This is a genomic window from Dermabacter sp. Marseille-Q3180, from assembly GCF_940792985.1.
In the GTDB taxonomy this organism is placed as follows: Bacteria; Actinomycetota; Actinomycetes; order Actinomycetales; family Dermabacteraceae; genus Dermabacter; species Dermabacter vaginalis.
In genome coordinates this window covers 765762-787696 of the sequence record NZ_CALNWU010000001.1, presented here as the reverse complement: position 1 = coordinate 787696, position 21935 = coordinate 765762, and the positions used below count along the sequence as shown (strand labels likewise).

General features: G+C 62.1%; 17 protein-coding genes. All 17 read left to right on the top strand.

Annotated elements, in window-relative coordinates; all coding sequences use genetic code 11:
• The 17 genes from NBW56_RS03605 (at window position 1) to NBW56_RS03525 (ending at window position 21603) form a co-directional block, all read left to right on the top strand.
• Entirely contained in the window at window positions 1-1359 is a 1359-nt protein-coding gene (locus NBW56_RS03605; RefSeq protein WP_250258003.1) for a M16 family metallopeptidase, read from the top strand.
• A gap of 38 nt (window positions 1360-1397) precedes the next feature.
• Window positions 1398-2156, top strand: a complete 759-nt coding sequence (gene dapB / locus NBW56_RS03600) for a 4-hydroxy-tetrahydrodipicolinate reductase (protein ID WP_250258002.1) — start codon at window positions 1398-1400, stop codon at window positions 2154-2156.
• Window positions 2157-2223: 67 nt separating this feature from the next.
• Window positions 2224-3123 (top strand): hypothetical protein, encoded by a 900-nt coding sequence (locus NBW56_RS03595; protein WP_074298060.1) that lies wholly within the window; start codon window positions 2224-2226, stop codon window positions 3121-3123.
• Entirely contained in the window at window positions 3111-3875 is a 765-nt protein-coding gene (locus tag NBW56_RS03590) for an S-layer homology domain-containing protein (protein WP_250258001.1), read from the top strand. Before NBW56_RS03595 ends, NBW56_RS03590 begins: the two co-directional genes overlap by 13 nt.
• Before the next feature lie 33 nt (window positions 3876-3908).
• Window positions 3909-4625 (top strand): HAD-IA family hydrolase, encoded by a 717-nt coding sequence (locus NBW56_RS03585; RefSeq protein WP_250258000.1) that lies wholly within the window; start codon window positions 3909-3911, stop codon window positions 4623-4625.
• Between the two features lie 55 nt (window positions 4626-4680).
• Complete coding sequence (thyX, locus tag NBW56_RS03580; RefSeq protein WP_074298054.1) at window positions 4681-5400, top strand: FAD-dependent thymidylate synthase; 720 nt, start codon at window positions 4681-4683, stop codon at window positions 5398-5400.
• Window positions 5397-6314 (top strand): 4-hydroxy-tetrahydrodipicolinate synthase, encoded by a 918-nt coding sequence (gene dapA / locus NBW56_RS03575; protein ID WP_250257999.1) that lies wholly within the window; start codon window positions 5397-5399, stop codon window positions 6312-6314. Before thyX ends, dapA begins: the two co-directional genes overlap by 4 nt.
• 15 nt (window positions 6315-6329) lie before the next feature.
• Complete coding sequence (locus NBW56_RS03570; RefSeq protein ID WP_250257998.1) at window positions 6330-8021, top strand: ribonuclease J; 1692 nt, start codon at window positions 6330-6332, stop codon at window positions 8019-8021.
• Between the two features lie 98 nt (window positions 8022-8119).
• Window positions 8120-11002, top strand: coding sequence for an FtsK/SpoIIIE family DNA translocase (locus NBW56_RS03565; RefSeq protein ID WP_250257997.1), 2883 nt, complete (start codon window positions 8120-8122; stop codon window positions 11000-11002).
• 36 nt (window positions 11003-11038) lie between these two features.
• Window positions 11039-11632, top strand: a complete 594-nt coding sequence (pgsA, locus tag NBW56_RS03560) for a CDP-diacylglycerol--glycerol-3-phosphate 3-phosphatidyltransferase (protein WP_250257996.1) — start codon at window positions 11039-11041, stop codon at window positions 11630-11632.
• A gap of 5 nt (window positions 11633-11637) precedes the next feature.
• Window positions 11638-12153, top strand: a complete 516-nt coding sequence (locus NBW56_RS03555; protein WP_250257995.1) for a CinA family protein — start codon at window positions 11638-11640, stop codon at window positions 12151-12153.
• Window positions 12154-12378: 225 nt separating this feature from the next.
• Window positions 12379-12690 carry a helix-turn-helix domain-containing protein gene (locus NBW56_RS03550; protein WP_065248806.1) on the top strand — a complete coding sequence of 104 codons (312 nt, stop codon included), beginning with the start codon at window positions 12379-12381 and terminating at the stop codon, window positions 12688-12690.
• A gap of 5 nt (window positions 12691-12695) precedes the next feature.
• On the top strand, window positions 12696-12923 hold the full coding sequence (locus NBW56_RS03545) for a DUF3046 domain-containing protein (RefSeq protein ID WP_065248221.1): 228 nt from the start codon (window positions 12696-12698) through the stop codon (window positions 12921-12923).
• Between the two features lie 216 nt (window positions 12924-13139).
• Complete coding sequence (gene recA, locus NBW56_RS03540) at window positions 13140-14228, top strand: recombinase RecA (protein WP_250257994.1); 1089 nt, start codon at window positions 13140-13142, stop codon at window positions 14226-14228.
• Complete coding sequence (locus NBW56_RS03535) at window positions 14206-14883, top strand: regulatory protein RecX (RefSeq protein ID WP_250257993.1); 678 nt, start codon at window positions 14206-14208, stop codon at window positions 14881-14883. Before recA ends, NBW56_RS03535 begins: the two co-directional genes overlap by 23 nt.
• A 160-nt stretch (window positions 14884-15043) precedes the next feature.
• Window positions 15044-20368, top strand: coding sequence for a COG1361 family protein (locus NBW56_RS03530; RefSeq protein ID WP_250257992.1), 5325 nt, complete (start codon window positions 15044-15046; stop codon window positions 20366-20368).
• Window positions 20365-21603, top strand: coding sequence for a COG1361 family protein (locus tag NBW56_RS03525; RefSeq protein ID WP_250257991.1), 1239 nt, complete (start codon window positions 20365-20367; stop codon window positions 21601-21603). Before NBW56_RS03530 ends, NBW56_RS03525 begins: the two co-directional genes overlap by 4 nt.
• Window positions 21604-21935: the final 332 nt, after the last annotated feature.

The following is a 21935-nucleotide window of genomic DNA, read 5'->3' as shown; positions in this document are numbered from 1 at the left end:
ATGCCAGTTTCGCTCGACCTTACGGCAGGTCTCGATCAGGTTCTCCATGAACAGGAGGGCGCCTTCACGCGCCGCTCGATTCTTCCCGGGGGCGTGCGCTTGCTGACGGAACGTGACCCGGGTGTGCGCTCGGCAAGTGTCGGATTTTGGCTTCCCGTGGGTTCGCGCGATGAGAGGCCTGAGCACGCCGGCTCGACTCACTTTCTCGAGCACCTCCTGTTTAAGGGCACGCCCACTCGGAGTGCGCTCGACATCGCGCGAGCGTTTGACGAGGTGGGCGGCGAATCGAACGCCGTGACCGCGAAGGAGCACACGTGCTATTACGCGCGTGTGCGCTCGGTCGACTTGCCCATGGCCCTGGCGACCCTCGCGGACATGGTCACGAGCGCGTCGATCGCGAGTGACGCTTTTACAACGGAGCGCGAGGTGATCCTCGAAGAACTTGCGATGGCCGAAGATGATCCCACCGATGTGGGCCATGAGGCTCTCATTGCCTCGGTGCTCGGCGAGGGCACGGCGCTTGGGAGGCCAGTGGGCGGAACGCCCGCCACGATTAACGATGTCTCAGTTGAGTCCGTGCGCGAGCACTATCGCGCGCATTACGTCGGCGCGAACCTCGTGGTGACGGCAGTGGGGGACGTCGATCACGACGAGGTGGCCGCTATGCTTCTCGAGAACCTCGCAAAAGGTGGTTGGGAGCTCAACAGCGGTGAGGCTCCGCGCCCGCGCCGGGCACAGCAAGGCTTTGCCTACCCGACGGCGAGCGGCGAGAATCGTGGCGTCGAGGCTCTCAGGGCCGGTGCGGTCACGAAGCGTCTCTTACGCGAGACGGAGCAAACGCATCTTTTCCTTGGCGGCCCTGCGATCCCGGCGTGGGACGAGCGGCGGCATTCGTTGAGCGTTGCCATGGCGGTCCTCGGTGGAGGAATGAGCTCGCGCCTTTTTCAGGAGGTACGGGAAAAGCGAGGCCTCGCCTATTCGGTGTACGGCTTCACGGCGGCCTATCGCGATGCAGGCCTCGCTGGCCTCTACGCCGCGTGCCGCCCGATGAACGCCGAGCAGGTCGCGAAACTTTTACTCGAGGAGACCGAGAGGATCGCGACCGACGGCATCGATAGCGATGAGCTCGCCCGCACCCTTGGGCACATTTCCGGTTCGATGGCGCTCGGGCTCGAGGATACGCAATCGCGCATGGCTCGTCTTGCCACGGCGGAGCTGGTGCTCGGCTCGTACCGCACCGTCGACGAGGCGCTCGAAGCCTTCCACGGCGTGACGCGCGAGAGCGTCCGCGAAATCGCCTCCGAGGTTGCTTCGGCGCTTGCCGTGCGCGTCGACGTGGGGCGCGTTAGCGCCGCCTGACATACTTGGCACCGGTACACGCACACGAGGAGGCGGTCATGAGTATTCGCGTAGGAGTTATCGGTTCGGCAGGGCGCATGGGAAGCGAAGTCGTGCGCGCGCTCGAAGGCGCACGTGATCTCGAATTCGTTCGCGGAATCACGGCGGAGGACTCCCTCGACCAGCTGCTCGACGAGAACGGCGCACGCCTCGTTGACGTCGCCGTGGACTTCACGCTTCCGGGCGTGACGAAGGCGAATGTGCTGTGGCTCGTTCAGCACGGCATCCACGCGGTTGTGGGGGCAACGGGTTGGGACGATGACGCGCTTGCCGAGGTTCGCGCCACCCTCAAGGCTTCTCCTGAGACGGGCGTGCTCATCGCGCCGAACTTCGCGATTGGGGCGGTTCTCGCTATGAGCTTTGCGCGCACGGCTGCCCGCTTTTACGAAAGTGCCGAGGTTATCGAGCTGCACCACCCAGATAAGGTCGATGCGCCGTCGGGGACCGCGCTCCACACGGCTCGTGCGATCGCCGAGGGGCGCACAGACGGCGGGCTCGGCCCGTCCCCTGACGCAACCGAACGAGACCCTCATGGCGCGCGTGGCGCCGACATCAATGGCGTGCACGTGCATGCCGTGCGCCTGCGCGGCCTCGTGGCGCACGAGGAGATTCTTTTCGGCAATGCTGGTGAACAGCTCACGATCCGCCACGACTCTTTCGATCGCGTGAGTTTCATGCCCGGCGTGCTCCACGGCGTGCGCGAGGTAGGCTCTCATCCCGGTCTCACGGTGGGGCTAGAGAACTACCTTTCGCTGTAAGGTAGGTGGCGTCGGAATTGCCGCCCACCTCTTACGCCCGCACGCTTGCCCGAGGAGGCTCTGCCCTATGCCCGAGAACCCGCCCACGCATGCCCTTGCGCGCGCGTTCGCGGCACTCGCGCCCGAGCGGCCCCTCGCCCTGTGGGGCTCGAGTTCGATGGAGGGCGGGCTCGGCACCGAGCACACTCCTCGGCCCGTGTACGTGCACGAAGAGCTTGCGAACGCGATGAATCCGATCCCCGTCACGAACCTCGCGTACGGCGCGCAGTTTTCGGGGCACACCACGATCCTCCGAGGGCTTGACACTCCCTTCGTGCATATCCCGGAGGGGTACCGGGGCGGACGCGTCAAGGTGCGCGTGGACGCGGATGTCCCGGGAATGTGGTCCTTTACGTGCCACGGGCGGCTGTCGAGTGGGGTGAGCGGAACGCTTACCGGTACGCCCGAGAATCAGTGGTTTTTTGAGTCCGACGGAGGCCCGGCCACATCGGGTGAATTCACGTCGTCGTGGAAAGCCACGACTGAGACGTGGCGCCACGTGGTGTGGACGGGCAAGAACAACATCGTGCAGCGGGAGCGAGTGTTGAGCGATGTTGAGCGGCTTGTTGCCGCGGCACGCACCCCGGAAACGGACGCGATCGTGCTCGGCCAGTGGGTCACGAAAAATGACCTCGATGCACCCGAGAAAATCAAGGCAATCCATGCGGTCAACGCCGCGCAGCGTGCCGCCTACGGCGCCCGTTTCGTGGATGTGCAAGCCCTCCTGACGAGCGAGGAGGCTCTTCGCGCGGAGCCAATTGCCTCGCTCAAGCTCCAGGGCCGTACCGAAACGCGCACCGAGCTCGACCAGGGAATCGTCCCGACTCCGCTCAGGGGGAGCGACGGTATTCATTTGAGCGGGTGGGGCAACCTTCTTGTCTCGTGGGCGCTCATCGAGAAAATGAAGGAGCTCAAGTGGATGGCGTGAAGGGGGTGCGTTCGGACGCGGCGGGTCTCATCACGACGCGACGCGCGCTGCTCGCTTCACTTGTGGGGATCGCGGGGATTGCCGCGCTCAAGCTGCGGCCCGCGACCGCGACGAAGCCCGCGGTTGAGATCGTCGCCGACCCCTCGGGGACATACGCTGAGGCGATCCAATGGCTCGTTGACAATGACCTTTTTGACACGGCGCGCGAGGGAACGTTCCTTCCAGGAGCCGATGTCACGCGCGAGGACGCGGCAATCATGCTTTATCGGCTCGCGGGCGCTCCCGAGCGCGAAACTCTCGACCTCGAGCCGTACCGCGATATTGAGAAAACGGCTCGAAGCTACCGCGAAATCATGTGGATGCGCGGTCAGGCGCTGTTCTTCGGAGAGTACGACGCGACGTTCCAGCCGACCGAGCCCGTGACGCGTGCCGAGGGATGTTCCTTCCTCGCGCGCCTGCTTCGCGGGATGCTTACCGCGCACCTCGCGGCGGGAGGCGCAGCGCTCGCCCCCGAGATCGACTCCTTCGTGGATGTACCCGAGACCTACGCGCGGTTTAAGGATATCGAGTGGGCTCGTGCAGCCGGGGTTCTCGGGCGGGATCTCGTGCAGCGCGAGACCCCCGGTGGGGGCGGGTCCGACGCTTCCTCGCCCGTGATCGACGCTCAATTCCGGCCGGACGATACCCTCGTGAGAGGGGAGTTCGCGGAAATGCTCCGGCGCGCGAATGCCCTCTTCGAGGATGCCCGGTAGGCGGGCGTCCACACCTCGACCAAGGAGTCACACGTGGCACACAAGGCGGCGACACTCGACGGGTGCGCACGGGGAACGGTTCTCGCGCGCGCAAAGGCGATCCTTCTCGACTCCGATGGCACTCTCGTCGATTCCACGCGCAGCGTCGAGGCGAGCTGGGACAAACTCCTCGGCGACGAGGGCGCGGGGCGGTTTGAAAAGCATTATCACGGTCAACCGGCGAGGCGGGTGTTGCGGCTCGCAATGCCCGACATCAGCGAGGAAAGGCTCGAGGAACTTTTCAACCGGGTCGAGGGCTACGAGATCGCGAGCGCGAGCGAAGTCGAGGCGTTTGACGGCACCGCGCGCTTCCTCAGCGAGCTCGAGAAGGCGAAGGCAGCGCTTTCGCGCGAGTGCTGGGCGATCGCGACGAGTTGTACGCGCCCTCTCTTTGAGGCGCGCTATCGGCCCCTCTCGCTCCCATTCCCCTCGGTTCTTGTGACGGCGGACCAGGTCACGCATGGCAAGCCCGATCCCGAGCCCTATCTCCTCGCGACGGAGCGGCTTGGCGTTGAGGCCAAGGATTGCCTCGTGGTCGAGGATGCTCCGGGCGGTCTCGAGTCGGCTCGCGCGGCGGGGGCCTTTGTCGTGAGTGTTCTCAACAGCGCGGGCGAAGATACCGTCGGCCCCCTCGCTGATCTTGTGATCCCCTCACTCGCGGATGTGTCGATCGAAGCCCGCGAGGGTGAGCTTGTGCTCCTTGCGCGGTGAGCGCCACGCGGGAACTTCCGGTATTTGAACTGCTTGGTCAACTAGGGTGAGACATATGAGCGAAATAGTGTTCCGATCCGACGTCACGGTCGACCTTGTGCGGTCGCAGGCCTCCGATTCCGATGTCATTTTTGCCGCGCGAGTCTCGACTCAGGGGGAGAAGTCGAAGAGTGCCGTGGGCACCGATGCCTCCGATCGCGACAAGGGCCTCATCAACTACCTCATGCGCGATCGGCACGGCTCGCCTTTTGAGCACAACAGCTTCACGTTCTACGTTGAGGCGCCGATCTTCGTATTCCGCGAGTTCATGCGCCACCGCATCGCCTCGTACAACGAAGAGTCGGGCCGGTACCGCCAGATGCGCCCGATCTTCTACGTGCCCGGGCCCGAGCGCAAGCTCGTCCAAAAAGGCAAGCCCGGTGCCTACGACTTCTATGAGGGTAGCCCCGAGCAGCACGCGCTCGTCACGAAGGCTTACAAAGCACAGTGTGAGAGCGCCTACGCCGCCTATCTCGAGATGCTTGAGGCTGGCGTGGCACGCGAGGTCGCGCGCGGCGTTCTTCCTCTCACGCTGTTCAGTTCGATGTACGTGACCGTCAATGCCCGAAGCATGATGAACTTTCTGTCGCTGCGTACCAAGCGCGAGGGCTCCCACTTCCCGTCATTCCCGCAGCGCGAAATCGAGATGGTCGCCGAAAAGATCGAAGAATTCTTTGCCGAGGCGATGCCCCTCACCTACGAGGCGTTTAACGCGGGCGGGCGGGTGGCGCCGTGAGTCAAGAAGCACCGGTTTTTGGGCGTCTCGGCGTCGCTATCGTCACGCCCTTCACTGAGGATCTCGAGAAGGTCGATCACGAGGCTCTCGCCGGCCTCGCGCGTCATCTCGTCGACGAAGGCCACGATCTCATCGTCGCGAACGGCACGACGGGCGAATCGCCCACCACGAGCGATGAGGAAAAGCTCGCGATCCTCGCGACCGTGCGCGAGGCAGTCGGTGCGGATGTCACTCTTCTCGCAGGTGCGGGCACGAACGATACGCGTCACTCGGTCGCGCTCGCACGCGCGATCAAAGAGGGCGGCAATGCCGACGGCCTCCTGCTCGCTACCCCGTACTACTCCAAGCCCACGCAGCGCGGCCTCATTAACCACACGCTCGAGATCGTGAATGCTGTGGATTTGCCCGTCATGCTTTACGACATCCCCGGGCGCTCGGGCATCCCGATCGAGTACGAGAGCGCCGTTGAGCTCTCGCAGCACCCAAACGTCGTTGCGCTCAAGGAAGCCAAGGGCGATATGCATGAGGCCTCCAAGCTCATCCGTGACACGAGCCTCGATCTCTACTCGGGTGAAGACGCGCTCAACCTGCCGTGGCTGTCGATCGGTGCGGTTGGAACCGTGTCCGTCACGAGCCACCTCACCGGCAGGCTCGACCGCCTCATGCTCGACGCTCTCGAGGGTGGCGACCTTGCGCTCGCGCAGCGCCTCCACGCCTCGCGCGTGGACTTTGTTGACGCCATCATGAACCAGGGCCCGGGGACCATGGCGATAAAAGAGGCCCTCACACACCTCGGCGTGCTCCCGCACGCCGCTTGTCGCGCCCCGCTCGGAACAGTCGAGCCGGAGGTTGCGGCCCGCATCCATGCCGCGGTGGACGCCTACGAGGGCGTCCTCGCGCAGTACACCAGCTGAAGAATCTAGGACACCGTGACTACACCCTTTTCCACGAAACTTGGGACCCCTCCAAAGCTCAAGAACAACACCCTCCGCGTGACCCCACTCGGTGGTCTCGGCGAGGTCGGCCGCAACATGACCGTCTTCGAATACGAGGGCCGGCTCCTCATCGTTGACTGCGGCGTGCTGTTCCCCGAGGAGGCCCAGCCGGGCGTCGACCTCATCCTCCCGGACTTCCGCTCCATTGAGGACCGTCTCGATGATGTCGCCGCCATCGTGCTTACGCACGGCCACGAAGACCACATCGGTGCGGTGCCATACCTTTTGCGTCTCAAGCCTGACATCCCTCTTGTGGGCAGTCAGCTGACGCTCGCGTTCGTAGAGGCGAAGCTCCGCGAGCACCGCATTAAGCCGTACACACTCGCCGTTAAGGAAGGCGATGTCGAGAAGTTCGGCGCTTTTGAATGCGAGTTCGTTGCCGTAAACCACTCGATCCCGGACGCGCTCGCGGTCGCGATCCGCACCGAGGCCGGTACCGTGCTGCACACGGGTGACTTCAAGATGGACCAGCTCCCGCTGGACGGACGCCTGACCGATCTTCGCGCGTTTGCCCGCCTCGGCGAAGAGGGCGTGGATCTGTTCCTCGTGGATTCGACCAACGCCGAGGTCCCCGGCTTCACTGTTAAGGAACGCGAAATCGGCCCCGTGCTCGACAACCTCTTTGCGCGTGCACAGCAGAAGATCGTCGTCGCGAGCTTCTCGAGCCACGTTCACCGCGTGCAGCAGGTGCTCGATTCGGCGTACGCGCACGGGCGCAAGGTCGCCTTTGTGGGCCGCTCGATGGTACGCAACATGACGATCGCGGCCGATATGGGCTACCTCCACGTTCCCGAGAACACACTCGTGGACCTCAAGAAGGCCGATGACATTCCCGATCACAAGATCGTGTACATGTGCACGGGTAGCCAGGGCGAACCCATGGCTGCGCTCGGCCGCATCGCGAACCGCAATCACCGAGTCGAGGTGGGAGAGGGCGACGTCGTCATTCTCGCGTCGTCCCTTATCCCGGGTAACGAGAACGACGTGTTCCGTGTGATGAATGGACTTATGGAGCTCGGTGCCGAGGTTGTGCACCAGGCCAATGCCCGCGTGCACGTCTCGGGCCACGCAAGCGAAGGCGAGCTTCTGTACTGCTACAACATCCTGCGCCCGAAGAACGTCATGCCCGTGCATGGCGAGGTGCGCCACCTCATCGCGAACGGCAAGATCGCGCAGTCGTCGGGCATCCCGCGCGAGAACATCGTGCTCGCGAAGGACGGCACGGTCGTGGACCTCAAGGACGGCGTTGCTCGCGCGGTCGGTGAGGTCGAGGTCGGCTACGTGTACGTGGACGGCTCGAGCGTGGGCGAAGTAAGCGAAGCCGATCTCAAGGATCGCCGCATCCTTTCCGAGGAGGGCTTCATTTCCCTCTTCGCCGTCGTCAATAGCGAGACCCGCGAGCTCATCGCCGGGCCGGAGATTCACTCGCGAGGCATCGCCGAGGACGACGAGGTGTTTGAGCGGATCAAGCCCGACATCATCAAGGCGCTTCACAAGGCGATTGAAGACGAGAAGGGGCACGACGCGCATCAGCTTCAGCAGGCGATGCGGCGCGTCGTGGGTCGCTTCCTCTCGCAGCGCCTTCGCCGCAAGCCCATGATTATCCCCGTGGTCGTCGAGGCCTGAGACCGGCACCCCTCCAATTCACGAGATCGGCCCCGTGTGATTCACACGCCGGGGCCGATCTCGTGACGATTGTGCCCTTCGCCGGGTAGATTGAAAACATGGCGACACGTACGACTTCCCCCGCACGTGCGTCGAAAGGAACCTCCCGAGGCTCGTCCTCCGGGACCTCGCGCACGAAGGGTGCGCCTACGGATCCCTCGACGCTTCCACTCCCGGTGCGCGCACTGCGCGTCGGGTACCTTGGCGTTGCCCGCGCTGTCGGCGGCTTCGTTCGAGGCATCGGCATTCAGCGATGGGAGGTGGCTTACGAGGAGCGCCGCGATGGCTTCGCGTTCTTCCTGGGCCTCCTTGCGCTTGTGCTTATCGTTCCCGAGTGGTTCCAGGTGCGCGAGTGGGGCTTCGGTTGGATCCACACCGTTGCCGCAAGTTCGTTTGGGGCGATTGCCGTATTGCTCCCCCTGCTTCTCGGGCTCTGGTCGGTTCGCATGTTCCGCAGACCCGATCTCGTTCACGCGAACGGTCGCCTCTTTGCGGGGCTGCTCATGTTCGTGTTCGCGCTGTGCACGGTTTCGTCGGTAAGTGCGCGCATCCCCACTCCTTCTGACGGCGTGGAAGCGCTTGCTCGCGGCGGTGGCGTGTGTGGCTATCTCGTGGCGGCGCCGCTCGCGACCGTCCTGCCTGGCTGGGTGATCGTCACTCTTGGGGTCGTCCTCGCCCTGTTCTCCATTCTCGTGCTCACCGCAACGCCGCTCGGCCAGATCGGCACGCGCCTTGCGGGGGTCTACGGAGCCCTTGTGGGGCGGGGAGAGCGCGAGGAGGCGGAACGTGAGGCCTTCGGCTTGGGCCGACGCCAGCAGGCTCTCCACGCTGCCGAGGACTACACCGAGGGCGGCTCAACGAAGACTCGGCGCCTGAGCGATGTGCTGCGCCGCAAGAAGCACGGCGGCGATGGCGATACCGAAAATCTCGGGCCAAGCGTGGACCATGACGCCTTCGGCTACGAAGGCGACGGGGCCTATCGCCAGGGCGCCGAAAGTGAGAACGCTGAAACGACGCCCCTTCCGCGCACCGCGAATAAACAGCGCCCGAAGAACGCCTCTGCCCCCGCCGCGACCGAGAAGAGCGGCGCCGACACTGCCCCTTACGACTACCTCGACGCTGAGAACAGCCGGAAGAAGGAGTTTCCGAAGGCGGCGAAGCAAGCGTCGGAACTCGAAAATGCCCCGACCGCTCCCGTGCCGAGCGTGCCCGCGCCTGCCCAGCCCACGCGCGAACTCACCCCGCCGAAGGGGGAGGGCCTGAAGGGCCCACACTCGCAGCCCGAGCTCGAGGTCGAGACTGCCTACCCGCTTCCGAGCCCGGACATGCTCGTGGCCGGGCCGCCTGCGAAGGCGCGCTCCGAAGCGAACGATCGCGTAGTTGACGCTCTCGGCGAGGTCTTCGAGCAGTTCAACGTTAACGCCGAGGTCGTGGGTTTCTCGCGCGGCCCGACCGTGACGCGCTACGAGGTCGAGCTCGGCCCCGGTACGAAGGTCGAAAAGGTCACGGCCCTCTCGAACAATATTGCCTACGCGGTCGCGAGTGCCGATGTGCGGATCATTTCGCCGATCCCCGGCAAGAAGGCCATCGGCATCGAGATTCCGAATGCGGACCGCGAAACCGTTGCCCTCGGCGACGTCCTGCGTAGCGGCGTAGCCACCGCCAACGAACACCCCATGGTGATGGGCCTCGGCAAGGATGTCGAGGGCGGATTTGTGATTGCGAATCTCGCGAAGATGCCGCACCTTCTTGTCGCTGGTGCGACGGGCGCCGGTAAGTCGAGCTTCGTGAACTCGATGATCACCTCAATCCTCATGCGCGCAACGCCCGAGGAAGTGCGCATGGTGCTCGTTGACCCGAAGCGCGTTGAGCTCACGATCTACGAAGGTATCCCGCACCTCATTACCCCCATCATCACGAACCCGAAGAAGGCCGCAGAGGCCCTCGAATGGGTCGTGAAGGAAATGGACCACCGCTACGACGATCTCGCCGAATACGGCTTCAAGCACATCGACGATTTCAACAAGGCTGTGCGCGCTGGCCAGGTGAGCCCGCCACCGGGAAGCGAGCGTGTGCTCGCGCCCTACCCGTATCTTCTTGTGGTCGTCGACGAGCTCGCGGATCTCATGATGGTCGCGCCTCGCGACGTCGAAGCCTCGATTCAGCGCATCACGCAGCTTGCGCGCGCCGCCGGCATCCACCTCGTGCTCGCAACGCAGCGTCCGTCGGTGGACGTCGTCACCGGCATCATCAAGGCGAACGTGCCTTCGCGCCTCGCCTTCGCGACGAGCTCGCTTCAGGACTCGCGCGTGATTCTCGATACGCCAGGTGCGGAGAAGCTCATCGGCCAGGGCGATGCGCTCTTCCACCCCATGGGCAAGGCGAAGGCCATGCGCGTGCAGGGCTCGTGGGTCAATGAATCCGAGATCCACTCGGTCGTCGACTATGTGAAGGCGCAGGCCAAGCCGCAATATCGCGAGGACGTGCAGCAGGTCGCGCAAAAGAAGCAGATCGACGACGACATTGGCGATGACCTCGAGGTGCTCCTCCAGGCCGCCGAGCTCGTGGTCACGACACAGTTCGGTTCGACCTCGATGCTTCAGCGCAAGCTCCGCGTGGGCTTCGCGAAGGCGGGGCGTCTCATGGACCTTCTCGAGTCGCGCGAAATTGTCGGCCCGAGCGAGGGGTCGAAGGCTCGCGACGTGCTCGTGCGGCCCGAGGACCTCCCGCGTGCGATCGCACTCCTCAAGGGCGAGGACACGGACCTGTACGAGGATTCGCAGGAGAGCTCCGGCTCAGGGGTGGGGGAGCCCGACGCTTCCCCGGGCTCCGATCGCTACGGAAACGATCCGCTCGATCACTCCGAACGTGAAGTGAGCCTCCAGTATTACGACGACGATGATGCCGATGGTGAAGACGCCTGGCAGCTCACGGGCCGCTAAAGGTTCGGGGCACGCAGAGAAAGAAGGGACGACGCCATGAGCGCCTCCGAAAACCCGCGCGTTCCGCTGTGGAATATCGCGAACATCCTCACGATGATCCGCATGGTCATGGTGCCGATCTTCGTAATCGTGGCCGCGCTGTACCACGACGACGTCGCCATGCGGTGGGTCATCGCCGCGATCTTCGTGCTCGCGATGCTCACGGACTTCGTCGATGGCTACCTTGCGCGGTCGCGAAATCTCATCACGGATTTCGGCAAGATCATGGATCCAATTGCCGATAAAGCCATGACGGGTGCGGCACTCATCATGCTTTCCGTGTGGGACTATGTTCCGTGGTGGATCACGGTGCTCATTCTGGTGCGCGAGATCGGCATTACTGTCATGCGCTTCACGATCCTCAAGTACGGGGCGCTGCCCGCAAACTTCAGCGGCAAGGCGAAGACGATGATGCAGTCGATCGGCATCACCTTCTGCCTCATGCCCTTCGAACTCCTGTGGCCTCCCGCCTGGTGGATCGGGATCACGCTCACCGCGATCGCCCTCGTGCTCACGCTGTGGTCGGGCCTTCGCAACGTGAACGACGGTCTGCGCCTTCGCCGTGAGGCCCTCGCACAGAACAACGCCTAAGAACTATGGGGGCACCGGTTGTGCAGCATGCGTCGGCACATGCTCTCCTTGCCGCGTGCGAGGAACGCGGACTGAGCCTCGCGACCGCCGAATCGCTTACGGGCGGGATGCTCGTGGCGCGTCTCGTGGATGTGCCGGGCGCAAGCCGGGTTGTGCAGGGTGGTGCATGCACCTATAGCTTTGAGGCGAAAGCCTCTCTGCTGGGGCTCGACCTCACAGATCTGCGAGAAGGTGGTGCCGTGAGGGGCGAGGTAGCGCGTGCCATGGCGCGCGGCGCCCGACGTGTGTACGGCGCGGATCTCACGATAGCGACGACGGGCGTTGCGGGACCCGGGAGCGATGAGTACGGCAACCCCGAGGGGCTTGCGTTCGTTGCCGTGAGTGCGCCTGATCGCGAAATTGTGCGTGAAGTACGCCTCAGGGGAACGCGCTCGGAGATCCGCGCGGGAGTGGTGGATTTCGCCGTCGCGCTCGCGATTGAGGCGCTGACCAGCGAAAACGAGGAAGCGTCGCGCCTTTGACGTGTATGTAACCTGAAAGTCGACGCCTCCTCGCGCCATAGGATGGCGGAACAAGAAGGAATGTTCGTGCGTTGAACGGACGTGAACACGAACAAGAATGCGGGGGCTGGTGCCCCCATACAGCGAAACTGGGTGCGAGCCTCGCAGCCACGCCCCACGTCCGTTCTTGGCCGCAGGCCGGCCACAAAGAAGGACATGACACCGACGAGGAAGGGAGAAACTCGCATGGTGCTCTTCCGCCAGGAACTGGGCGGCGTTTTGCGCGATGCGCGCCGCCGCCAGGGAAAGACCCTGCGCCAGGTGTCAGCCGACGCCCGCGTGTCGCTCGGATATTTGAGTGAGATTGAACGTGGCCAAAAGGAAGCGTCGAGCGAACTGCTCGCCTCCGTCACCGAGGCGCTTGGATACCCGATGTCCGTCATCCTTCGCGAGGTTGCCGATCGCGTGGCCCTCGCGGAAGGCATCGTCATTCCCGACACCGTTCCCGCCGAGCTCGAGCGCGGCGTCCAGGGTGCCGAATACGCGCTCGCGCGGTAGCTCGCGTGAGGCGAAGCGAGTTTCGCGAGCTCGCGGCCCATGTTTTTGGTAGTGAGCTCGCGCAAACATACTGCCGTGAACTCACGCTCGTTGCCTGCGGAAATCTCAGCGCAAACGAGGCGATCGAAGCCGGCTACCCCGTCAAAGAAGTGTGGCACGCGCTCTGCGATGACATGGATGTCCCGCAGCACAGGCGCTGGGAAGTTCCGCCCGAGGCACGCCCGAGAGCATAGTGCGAGGGTGAGAGGTGCGACACGAATCGAACACGCGTGCGCCCAAGAGTGCAAATCGAACAGGTGTTCGTTTACGATGGTGCTGTTCGACCTCCACAGTGGCCGTTGCTCCACATCCGCGCCGGGGTCGAGTTTAAATGTCTCACCCACGTCTACCGTTGAATGTGTCCAGTAAGAGGGCGCCTCAAAGCGGGGTGACAAACGAAAGGAACTGCCATGGCAGCTGCCGCCAAGGATCGCGATAAGTCGCTCGAAAATGCGCTCGCGCAGATTGATCGCCAGTTCGGCAAGGGCTCGATTATGCGCCTCGGTGATGACACACGCCCGCCCGTTGAAGTCGTTCCCACGGGATCGGTCGCACTTGACGTGGCGCTCGGCATCGGCGGTCTCCCGCGCGGCCGCGTTGTCGAAATCTACGGCCCGGAATCCAGTGGTAAAACCACGGTTGCTCTCCACGCGATTGCCAATGCACAGCGTTCGGGCGGTATTGCGGCTTTTATCGACGCGGAGCACGCGCTCGATCCGGAATACGCGAAGAAACTCGGCGTTGATATCGACGCGCTTCTCGTGTCGCAGCCGGATACCGGTGAGCAAGCCCTCGAAATCGCCGACATGCTCGTGCGCTCCGGCGCAATCGACGTCCTCGTTGTGGACTCCGTCGCAGCCCTCACGCCGAAAGCGGAAATTGAAGGGGAGATGGGCGATTCCCACGTGGGCCTTCAGGCACGTCTGATGTCGCAGGCGCTCCGTAAGCTCACGGGTGCGCTCTACTCGAGTGGCACGACCGCGATCTTCATCAACCAGCTCCGCGAAAAGATCGGCGTGTTCTTTGGAAGCCCCGAAACCACCACGGGCGGCAAGGCGCTCAAATTCTATGCCTCGGTGCGCATGGACATCCGGCGCATCGAGACCCTCAAGCAGGGCACGGATGCCGTTGGCAACCGCACTCGCGTGAAGATCGTGAAGAACAAGATGGCTCCGCCCTTCAAACAGGCTGAGTTCGACATCCTTTACGGGGAGGGCATCTCGCGCGAAGGCGGCCTCATCGATCTCGGCGTCGAGAACGGCATCGTGCGCAAGTCTGGTGCCTGGTACACGTACGATGGCGACCAGCTCGGCCAGGGCAAGGAAAACGCGCGTCAGTTCCTTAAAGACAACCCGGATCTCGCCGCCGACATCGAGCAGAAGATCCTCATGAAGCTCGGCATCGGTCAGTATGCAGACGAGGCGGCCAAGCAGGCTGCGGCCGATGCGCCTGTGGGGGATGGCGAATTCGTTGACGATGAAGCACCCGCACAAATCTGAGTGCCAGTCCCCACACTCTGCGGGGGAGGGGGACTGGCGCGAGGGCGTCATCGAGGAGCTTGCCGAGCACATCGCCGCGATAGAAGCGGGGGAAGCCGCACCTGGGGAGGGCAGCAACCCGCATCGCGGAGGGGTTTTTCGCGATCACGATACGGAGAAAGCTGTCGTGAAGGAATGCCGGTATGTGCTCGGCCTTCTTGCCCATCGGAGCAGAAGTGAAGCCGAGATTCGCTTCAAACTTGCTGAGCGTGTGTGTGACGAGGAGATTCTCGAGGAGATCATGCGGCGCCTCGATGGCGCTGGACTCATTGATGACGAAGCTTTTGCGCGGGCATGGATTGAGCAGCGACGCGCCCATAAGCTCCTCGGGACTGCCGCTCTGAGGCGCGAACTTGAGGGCAAGGGCGTTTCGTCGCGCGATATCAACACGGCTCTCGAGGAAGCGGCTCCCTATGACAGTGAAAAGGAGCGCTGCCAGACCCTCGCCCGCGAGCGGCTCGCCAAGGAATTGCGTAAAAGCGGTGGGGCGGAGAGCCTCGATCGCGGGGCAGCACTACGGCGCATCGGTGGCGCGCTCGCGCGTCGTGGATACTCGGAGAACCTCACGCTCTTCGTGCTCAACCGTGAGCTCGATGCGGCAGGAGTCACCTGGTGAAAAAGTTGCACAGGATCATCCAGAAGGGGCCGGCGCACGAGCCGCGCATCTGGGCCATATGAGGCGCACCTACGGGCATACTTTACCTACTGGAAGACCGTTGCAGTTGGCGGTAGGATGACGACGTCATCCCTCTCTTTTCTTCCACGAAAGGATCCCCATGCGATCCCCTGAAACTTTTCGCCCTGCCTTTGTGCGAGGGCTCTTTGCACTACTTCTTGCGTGTGTGCTCGTAGTGCAGTCTGTTGTCGGCGGGGGTGTGTCTGCACTCGCCGAGCCCGCGACGCCGAACGTCGAGATCACGCTCAAACGACTCACCGACGACAATCAGCCTACAGGCTTTAAAAATAGGTACCAGGTAACCGTCAAATGTGAATACCTGAATGGTCAGGAGAGCGAAGACGACTGCCTTACGGGCGGCAAATTGAAGTTTGACGGCGTTCCGGACGGCTGGAACTTCAAAATTGGCGGCAGTGATCAACTCAATTCCGTTAATAGCGGGCGCCGCACTGCGAATGTCAAAACCATCGGCAAACAGGGGGCGACGTTCTCGTTTGAAGTCTCCGTCACTCCGCCGAACTACGTCACGCCAAACAATACTTCGTGGGACTTGACGGCAAACCTGACTTCGGATCAGCTCAAAAACCCGCTGACGAGCGACACCATTCACACTACTGCCGTAGCTAACCGAAAACTCGAAGTCGAGAAGAAGGCGCTTCAGCAGTCAACATGGATTGGCGATACCGTCGTGTGGCAAGTCGCGGCGGACATCAACGATGGTCAGAAATACGAAGGGTTGGGCGTTCACCGGCCGTTGAAGCTGGAGTTTTCTGATGTCCTCCCGATTGGGTTTGAGCCGACTGAGATTCGGTATGCAGGTCAGGACGTCAAATTTACCTACGAGAAAGAGAACCGAAAGCTGCAATGGTCGGTTGAGGGAATTCAAGTTCCGGAACGTGACAAAGCGAATGACGTATACAAATTTGAGGTGCACACCAAAGTCACCTCTGCAGCCTGTCAGGGGAAGCCTGAACCGTGCGTAGGTTCGTACGACAATGCGGTAACGGCAACGGCGCACTATAACGATGCTGACGATCTCACAGCGGATGCCCGAGCGTCCGTATCTCTCGCGGGGCGCCCGGATGGCCGCGGAGATATTAGTAAGACCGCCCTCGGGGTTTCTGTGAAGGAAGGCGACGAAACCCGAAAGGGCATTTTTCCCCTCCGCTACCAAGACGCCAACGACAAAAACTGGGATGGCAAAGCTTTGTGGCGGACGCCGCAAGAAGCCCACGACGCCGATGACCGTCTCAACGGTGATCGTTCCTCGTTGGTCGCGGGCGGCTATACGGTTGACGTGACTGTCAAAGAGGGAAACACTCCAGTGAAGGACGGAAGTTCACTGCTTCCGTTGACCCAAAGCTACGAAGACGATGTGCCGTGTATGGATCCGGCGACCGTGCAAGAAGGCGTCTTGTACACGTCCCGGACCGATGGCAAGCTTTGCCAGCGCCCTGCGTTTCACGTGACGGCGGTGGAGATCCGTACCGACGCCCCCGGCAACCTTAGCGTTGGAGACTTCGTACCCGTCGCCGTTCTGACAGATGGAAGTCGAGTCACCCTTAAGAAACTGGGGGATGTTGAAGTTGCAGAAAAAGACAAGCCGACGCGGATTGGCTCCGTGGTGTACTCGGTTCCCGAGAGCGCACGTGGCAAGGTAGCGAGGATCGTTGCTGCACCGGGGCGTCCACTCGACGGGGCAAAAACCTGGAAGATGACGATCGGCGGCTTCGCTGACGAGAAACTCGGCGGCGACGCGATCCTGCGCAATCAGAAAGCGCGAGTGACGGTCACTGCCAACAAGCAAACTCAACCGTTTATCGACGGGCGCTCTCCTATGGCAGATTTGCACCTTCTGGGGAGCCTTCATCACGTGGAGAAAACCTGGTCTTCCATTGGAAACCAGTTCGTCCCGCTTGAGCCAAACAATGAGGTTTCAAAGGCTGGTATCCGTTGGCAGGTCGATTTCTCTTTCCGTGGCAAGACGCAGTCGTCTGGAGATATTGTCGTCAGCGACCTCCTTCCGCGCGGTATGGAAATCGTGACCGACCCTTCCAAAATTCATAGAAAAAGTGATATCACGGATGCGGTCTACATCTATGACGAGGCTGAATTCACTCGAGGAGTAAGCGGCGCCTCGAAGCGGAAAGTCGAGACCAAGATTGTGGAGAACTATCAGGACGGCCGCACGCTCGTGCAATGGAGGATCCCTCATACGTGGGCCGATCCCGATCCGTCCGGCAATGTCGATGTGGTCGGGCGTTTCCGGTTCGCTGCGCAGCCCCGCTATGCCGGCTCCTATACCAACGATGCGTACCTGACGGATGCGGCGGAGCCAAATTTCCGGTGCGCGTTAGACACGCCCGAGGATGTCCTCAATCTGGATGGGGATAGCGCCACCGCTAAAGCCTGCCACGGCGCCTCTTCCTGGTCGATCGACGCCCCTGCTGGCTATCGAGCGCTCTCACTTGCGAAGGCGGTGAAAGGCCCAGAAGACGCCTCTTTCGCCTACACCCCAAAGAAGGCGGTCGTTCCTGCCAAGGGCGGTCCGGTCACGTATCGCATCGAGGCTACGAACTCTTCGAGCGACGCAACGAACGGACTCGTGTTTTACGACGTGCTCCCGCATAAGGGGGATACGGGCGTGAGCGAGAAACTTGCGGATCAGAGCCGTGGGTCGACGCAGTCCGGCTCGTTCACTGCAATGACGAAGGTCCCTCAGGGAGTGAAGGTCTACTACTCGGCCTCAACGAACCCTTGCCGTCCGGAAGTATTCCCGAACGCCGCCAATAGCGGTTGCGTGAATGACTGGTCGGAAACTGCTCCGAAGAATGTGACAGCCCTGAAGTTTGTGTATGACGGTGAGCTAAAGCCGAAGCAAACTCTGGCGCTCGAGTACACGATCTCCGTTCCAGTAATGAAACCGACGGATGTGTTGTGGAATTCGGTGGCGGCGAAGGCGAGCTTCGCTAGCGGTCAGTCCTTGCCTCCTGTTGAGGCGCCGAAGGTTGGTGCTGCTCGTGTCGCTCAACCCCAGTTTGCGGTAGAGAAGAAGTCTGGGAAGGCGTCTGCTGAGGATGGTAAGTGGTCCTCCACCTACACGGTGACAGTGAAGAACACGGGGCCGTTTGAGGGGAAGTCTGCTTCAGTGGCGGATACGCCTTCGCTTCCGAAGGGGTTCACACTCTCGGGGGCCAAGGTTGATGGGGCGACGGTTGATGCTAAGTCTGGTTCGTTCCCTGTGACTGATGGTGTGGAGCTTGCGCCGGGTGGGTCGAAGACCTTCAAGGTTGAGATCTCCGGTGACTATAAGGCGGCTGACGTTGATTGGGCGTCGGTGGCGAAGTGTGAGACTGCTGGCGGCGGTTCCGTTACGGGTGGTCTTGTCAATACGGTCACGATGGATGGCGACACCGACGGCACTTCGAACAACGCAGCGTGTAATCCTGTGAAGAAGGCCCCGAAGTTTGCGGTGAAGAAGGAGGCCTCGGGAGAGGCGTCTGCCGCGAACGGCAAGTGGTCCTCGACCTACAAGGTCACGGTGTCGAACACTGGCGAGGTGAAGGGCACCTCGAAGGCTGTGACGGATACGCCGGCGGTTCCTGCTGGTTTCACTGTCTCGGGAGCGAAGGTTGACGGTAAGGATGCCACGCTGACGGACGGCTCGTTTACGGTGACTAATGGTGTTGAGCTTGCCCCTGGTGAGTCGAAGACTTTCACGGTTGTGGTGTCGGGTTCGTTTGATCCGGCACGGGTGAAGGAGTCTGAGGTTCTTCACTGCACCGGCGAGGAAGGTGTTTCGGACGGTAAGGGCTTTGCCAATGGGGTCACGCTCGATGGTGATTCTGACGGCCAAGGCAACAACACGGCCTGCACGACGGTGGAGAAGGCGCCCAAGTTCGCGGTGAAGAAAGAAGCTTCTGGCAAAGCGAACGCTGTGAACGGTAAGTGGTCCTCGACCTACAAGGTGACGGTGACGAATACCGGTGTGCTTGCTGGTAAGTCTCCTGCGGTGACGGATAAACCGGCTGCGCCGAAGGGTTTCTTGATCACGAGTGCGAAGATCGATAAGGGTGAGCCTGTGACGCTGACGAACGGTGAGTTCACCGTGAGTGAGGGTGTTGAGCTTGCTCCTGGTGAGTCGAAGTCGTTCACGGTCGTGGTGTTGGGAACGTATGTTTCTGGTCAGGCTGATGGCGCTGCTGCGTCGCAGTGTGATGCTGCGGTTCAGGATGCATCCAAGGGCGGGTTCTTCAACCAGGTCACGATGAAGGGCGACTCTGATGGATCGAAGAACAATACGGCCTGCACGACGGTGGAGAAGGCGCCGAAGTTCGCGGTGAAGAAGGAGGCCTCGGGTGAGGCGTCTGCCGTGAATGGTGAGTGGTCTTCGACGTACAAGGTGACGGTGACGAATACCGGTGTGCTTGCTGGTAAGTCTCCTGTGGTGACGGATAAACCGGCTGCGCCGAAGGGTTTCTTGATCACGAGTGCGAAGATCGATAAGGGTGAGCCTGTGACGCTGACGAACGGTGAGTTCACCGTGAGTGAGGGTGTTGAGCTTGCTCCTGGTGAGTCGAAGTCGTTCACGGTCGTGGTGTTGGGAACGTATGTTTCTGGTCAGGCTGATGGCGCTGCTGCGTCGCAGTGTGATGCTGCGGTTCAGGATGCATCCAAGGGCGGGTTCTTCAACCAGGTCACGATGAAGGGCGACTCTGATGGATCGAAGAACAATACGGCCTGCACGACGGTGGAGAAGGCGCCGAAGTTCGCGGTGAAGAAGGAGGCCTCGGGTGAGGCGTCTGCCGTGAATGGTGAATGGTCGTCGGCCTACACGGTGACGGTGACGAATACCGGTGTGCTTGCTGGTAAGTCTGCGGCTGTTGTGGATACGCCTTCTGCTCCGGCTGGGTTCCAGGTGGAGAACGTCTCGGTTGACGGTGCGGACGCCACGCTTGAAGATGGCTCGGTGACGGTCACTGAGGGTGTTGAGCTTGCTCCTGGTGAGTCGAAGTCGTTCACGGTCGTGGTGTCGGGTTCGTTTGATCCGGCTCAGGTGAAGGAGTCTGAGGTTCTTCAGTGCGCCGGTGATGGTGCTGAGGGTGCTCATGGCTTCGTCAATGGCGTCACGCTCGATGGTGATTCTGATGGCGAGGGCAACAACACGGCCTGCACGACGGTGGAGAAGGCGCCGAAGTTCGCGGTGAAGAAGGAGGCCTCGGGCGAGGCGTCTGCCGTGAATGGTGAGTGGTCCTCGACCTACACGGTGACGGTTACGAACACCGGCGTGCTTGCTGGTAAGTCTGCGCCTGTTGCGGATACGCCGTCAGTTCCTGCTGGTTTCCACGGGAAAAGGCGACTGTTGAGCAGGAAGGTGCGGGTGAAGCGACTGATGTTGCTCTCGCGGATGGTTCGTTCACGGTGACTGAGGGTGTTGAGCTTGCTCCTGGTGAGTCGAAGTCGTTCACGGTCGTGGTGTCGGGTTCGTTTGATCCGGCTCAGGTGAAGGAGTCTGAGGTTCTTCAGTGCGCTGGTGATGGTGCTGAGGGTGCTCATGGCTTCGTCAATGGCGTCACGCTCGATGGTGATTCTGACGGCGAGGGCAACAACACGGCCTGCACGACGGTGGAGAAGGCGCCGAAGTTCGCGGTGAAGAAGGAGGCCTCGGGCGAGGCGTCTGCCGTGAATGGTGAGTGGTCCTCGACCTACACGGTGACGGTGACGAATACCGGTGTGCTTGCTGGTAAGTCTGCGGCTGTTGTGGATACGCCTTCTGCTCCGGCTGGGTTCCAGGTGGAGAACGTCTCGGTTGACGGTGCGGACGCCACGCTTGAAGATGGCTCGGTGACGGTCACTGAGGGTGTTGAGCTTGCTCCTGGCGAGTCGAAGTCGTTCACGGTCGTGGTCTCTGGTTCGTACAGGCCGGCCGATGCCGATTGGGCAGCCGCGGGTCAATGTGCTGCTGGTGGCGCTGAAGGTGCCCACGGTTTCATCAACACGGTTGCGATGCCGGGAGATACTGACGGCGAAGACAACAACACGGCCTGCACCACGGTGACGAAGGATCCGGCGTTTGCAGTGAAGAAGGAATCGGGCAAGGCGTCTGCCGTGAACGGTGAGTGGTCCTCGACCTACACGGTCACGGTCACGAACACCGGCGAGCGTGCTGGTAAGTCGAAGCCCGTGGCGGACACGCCCCGTGTTCCCGCTGGGTTTACTGTCACGGGTGCGACGGTTGACGGTAAGAGTGTTGCCGTGAAGGACGGTTCGTTTACGGTGACCGATGGTGTTGAGCTCGGTCTTGGTGGCGCGAAGTCGTTCACGGTCGTGCTCTCTGGTTCGTACAGCGCAAACGCTGACTGGGCGAAGGCCTCGAGGTGCGATGCTGATGGCACCACGAGTGGCTTGTTCAACCAGGTGAGCATGGCGGGTGATTCTGATGGTGCGGCTAATAACACGGCGTGCAACACGGTTGAAAAGCCGAAGACGCCCGCCGTGCCGGAGAAACCGTCGAACCCGTCGAAGCCACACAGCCCGGTGTCTGGTTTGCCGCTGCCGCGTACGGGTGCGCCGATTGGTCTGAGTGCTGCGGCTGGTGTGCTCACGGTTCTTGCGGGTTGCGTGATCATGGTGGCTGGGCGCCGCAGCAGGCGCTCGTAGCACCGAAGCGGGCGGGCTAGGAGTCCTGAGAAGGTTTTCTTAGCCCGGCCGTCGGTCACTGCTCGCGCGTGTCACGCACGTGATCGGGGTGGTGTTCACAGTCCACGAGACTGCGAACACCACCCTCTTTTGTGGTGCCACCACCCTGGTGGTTACTTCACGTCGGTGGCGCGCACCTGTCGACCCCAAGGCACGCGGAAAGGTCGGATTCAACCTCAAGGCCACGATGGACGAGAGAAACGAACGCGGCTTGAATTGGTACAACAGGAGTGCCGAGGTGGCGTCCACAACGTCACAGAAAGTTCCGCCTCACGCAGCAAACTACGTATTCT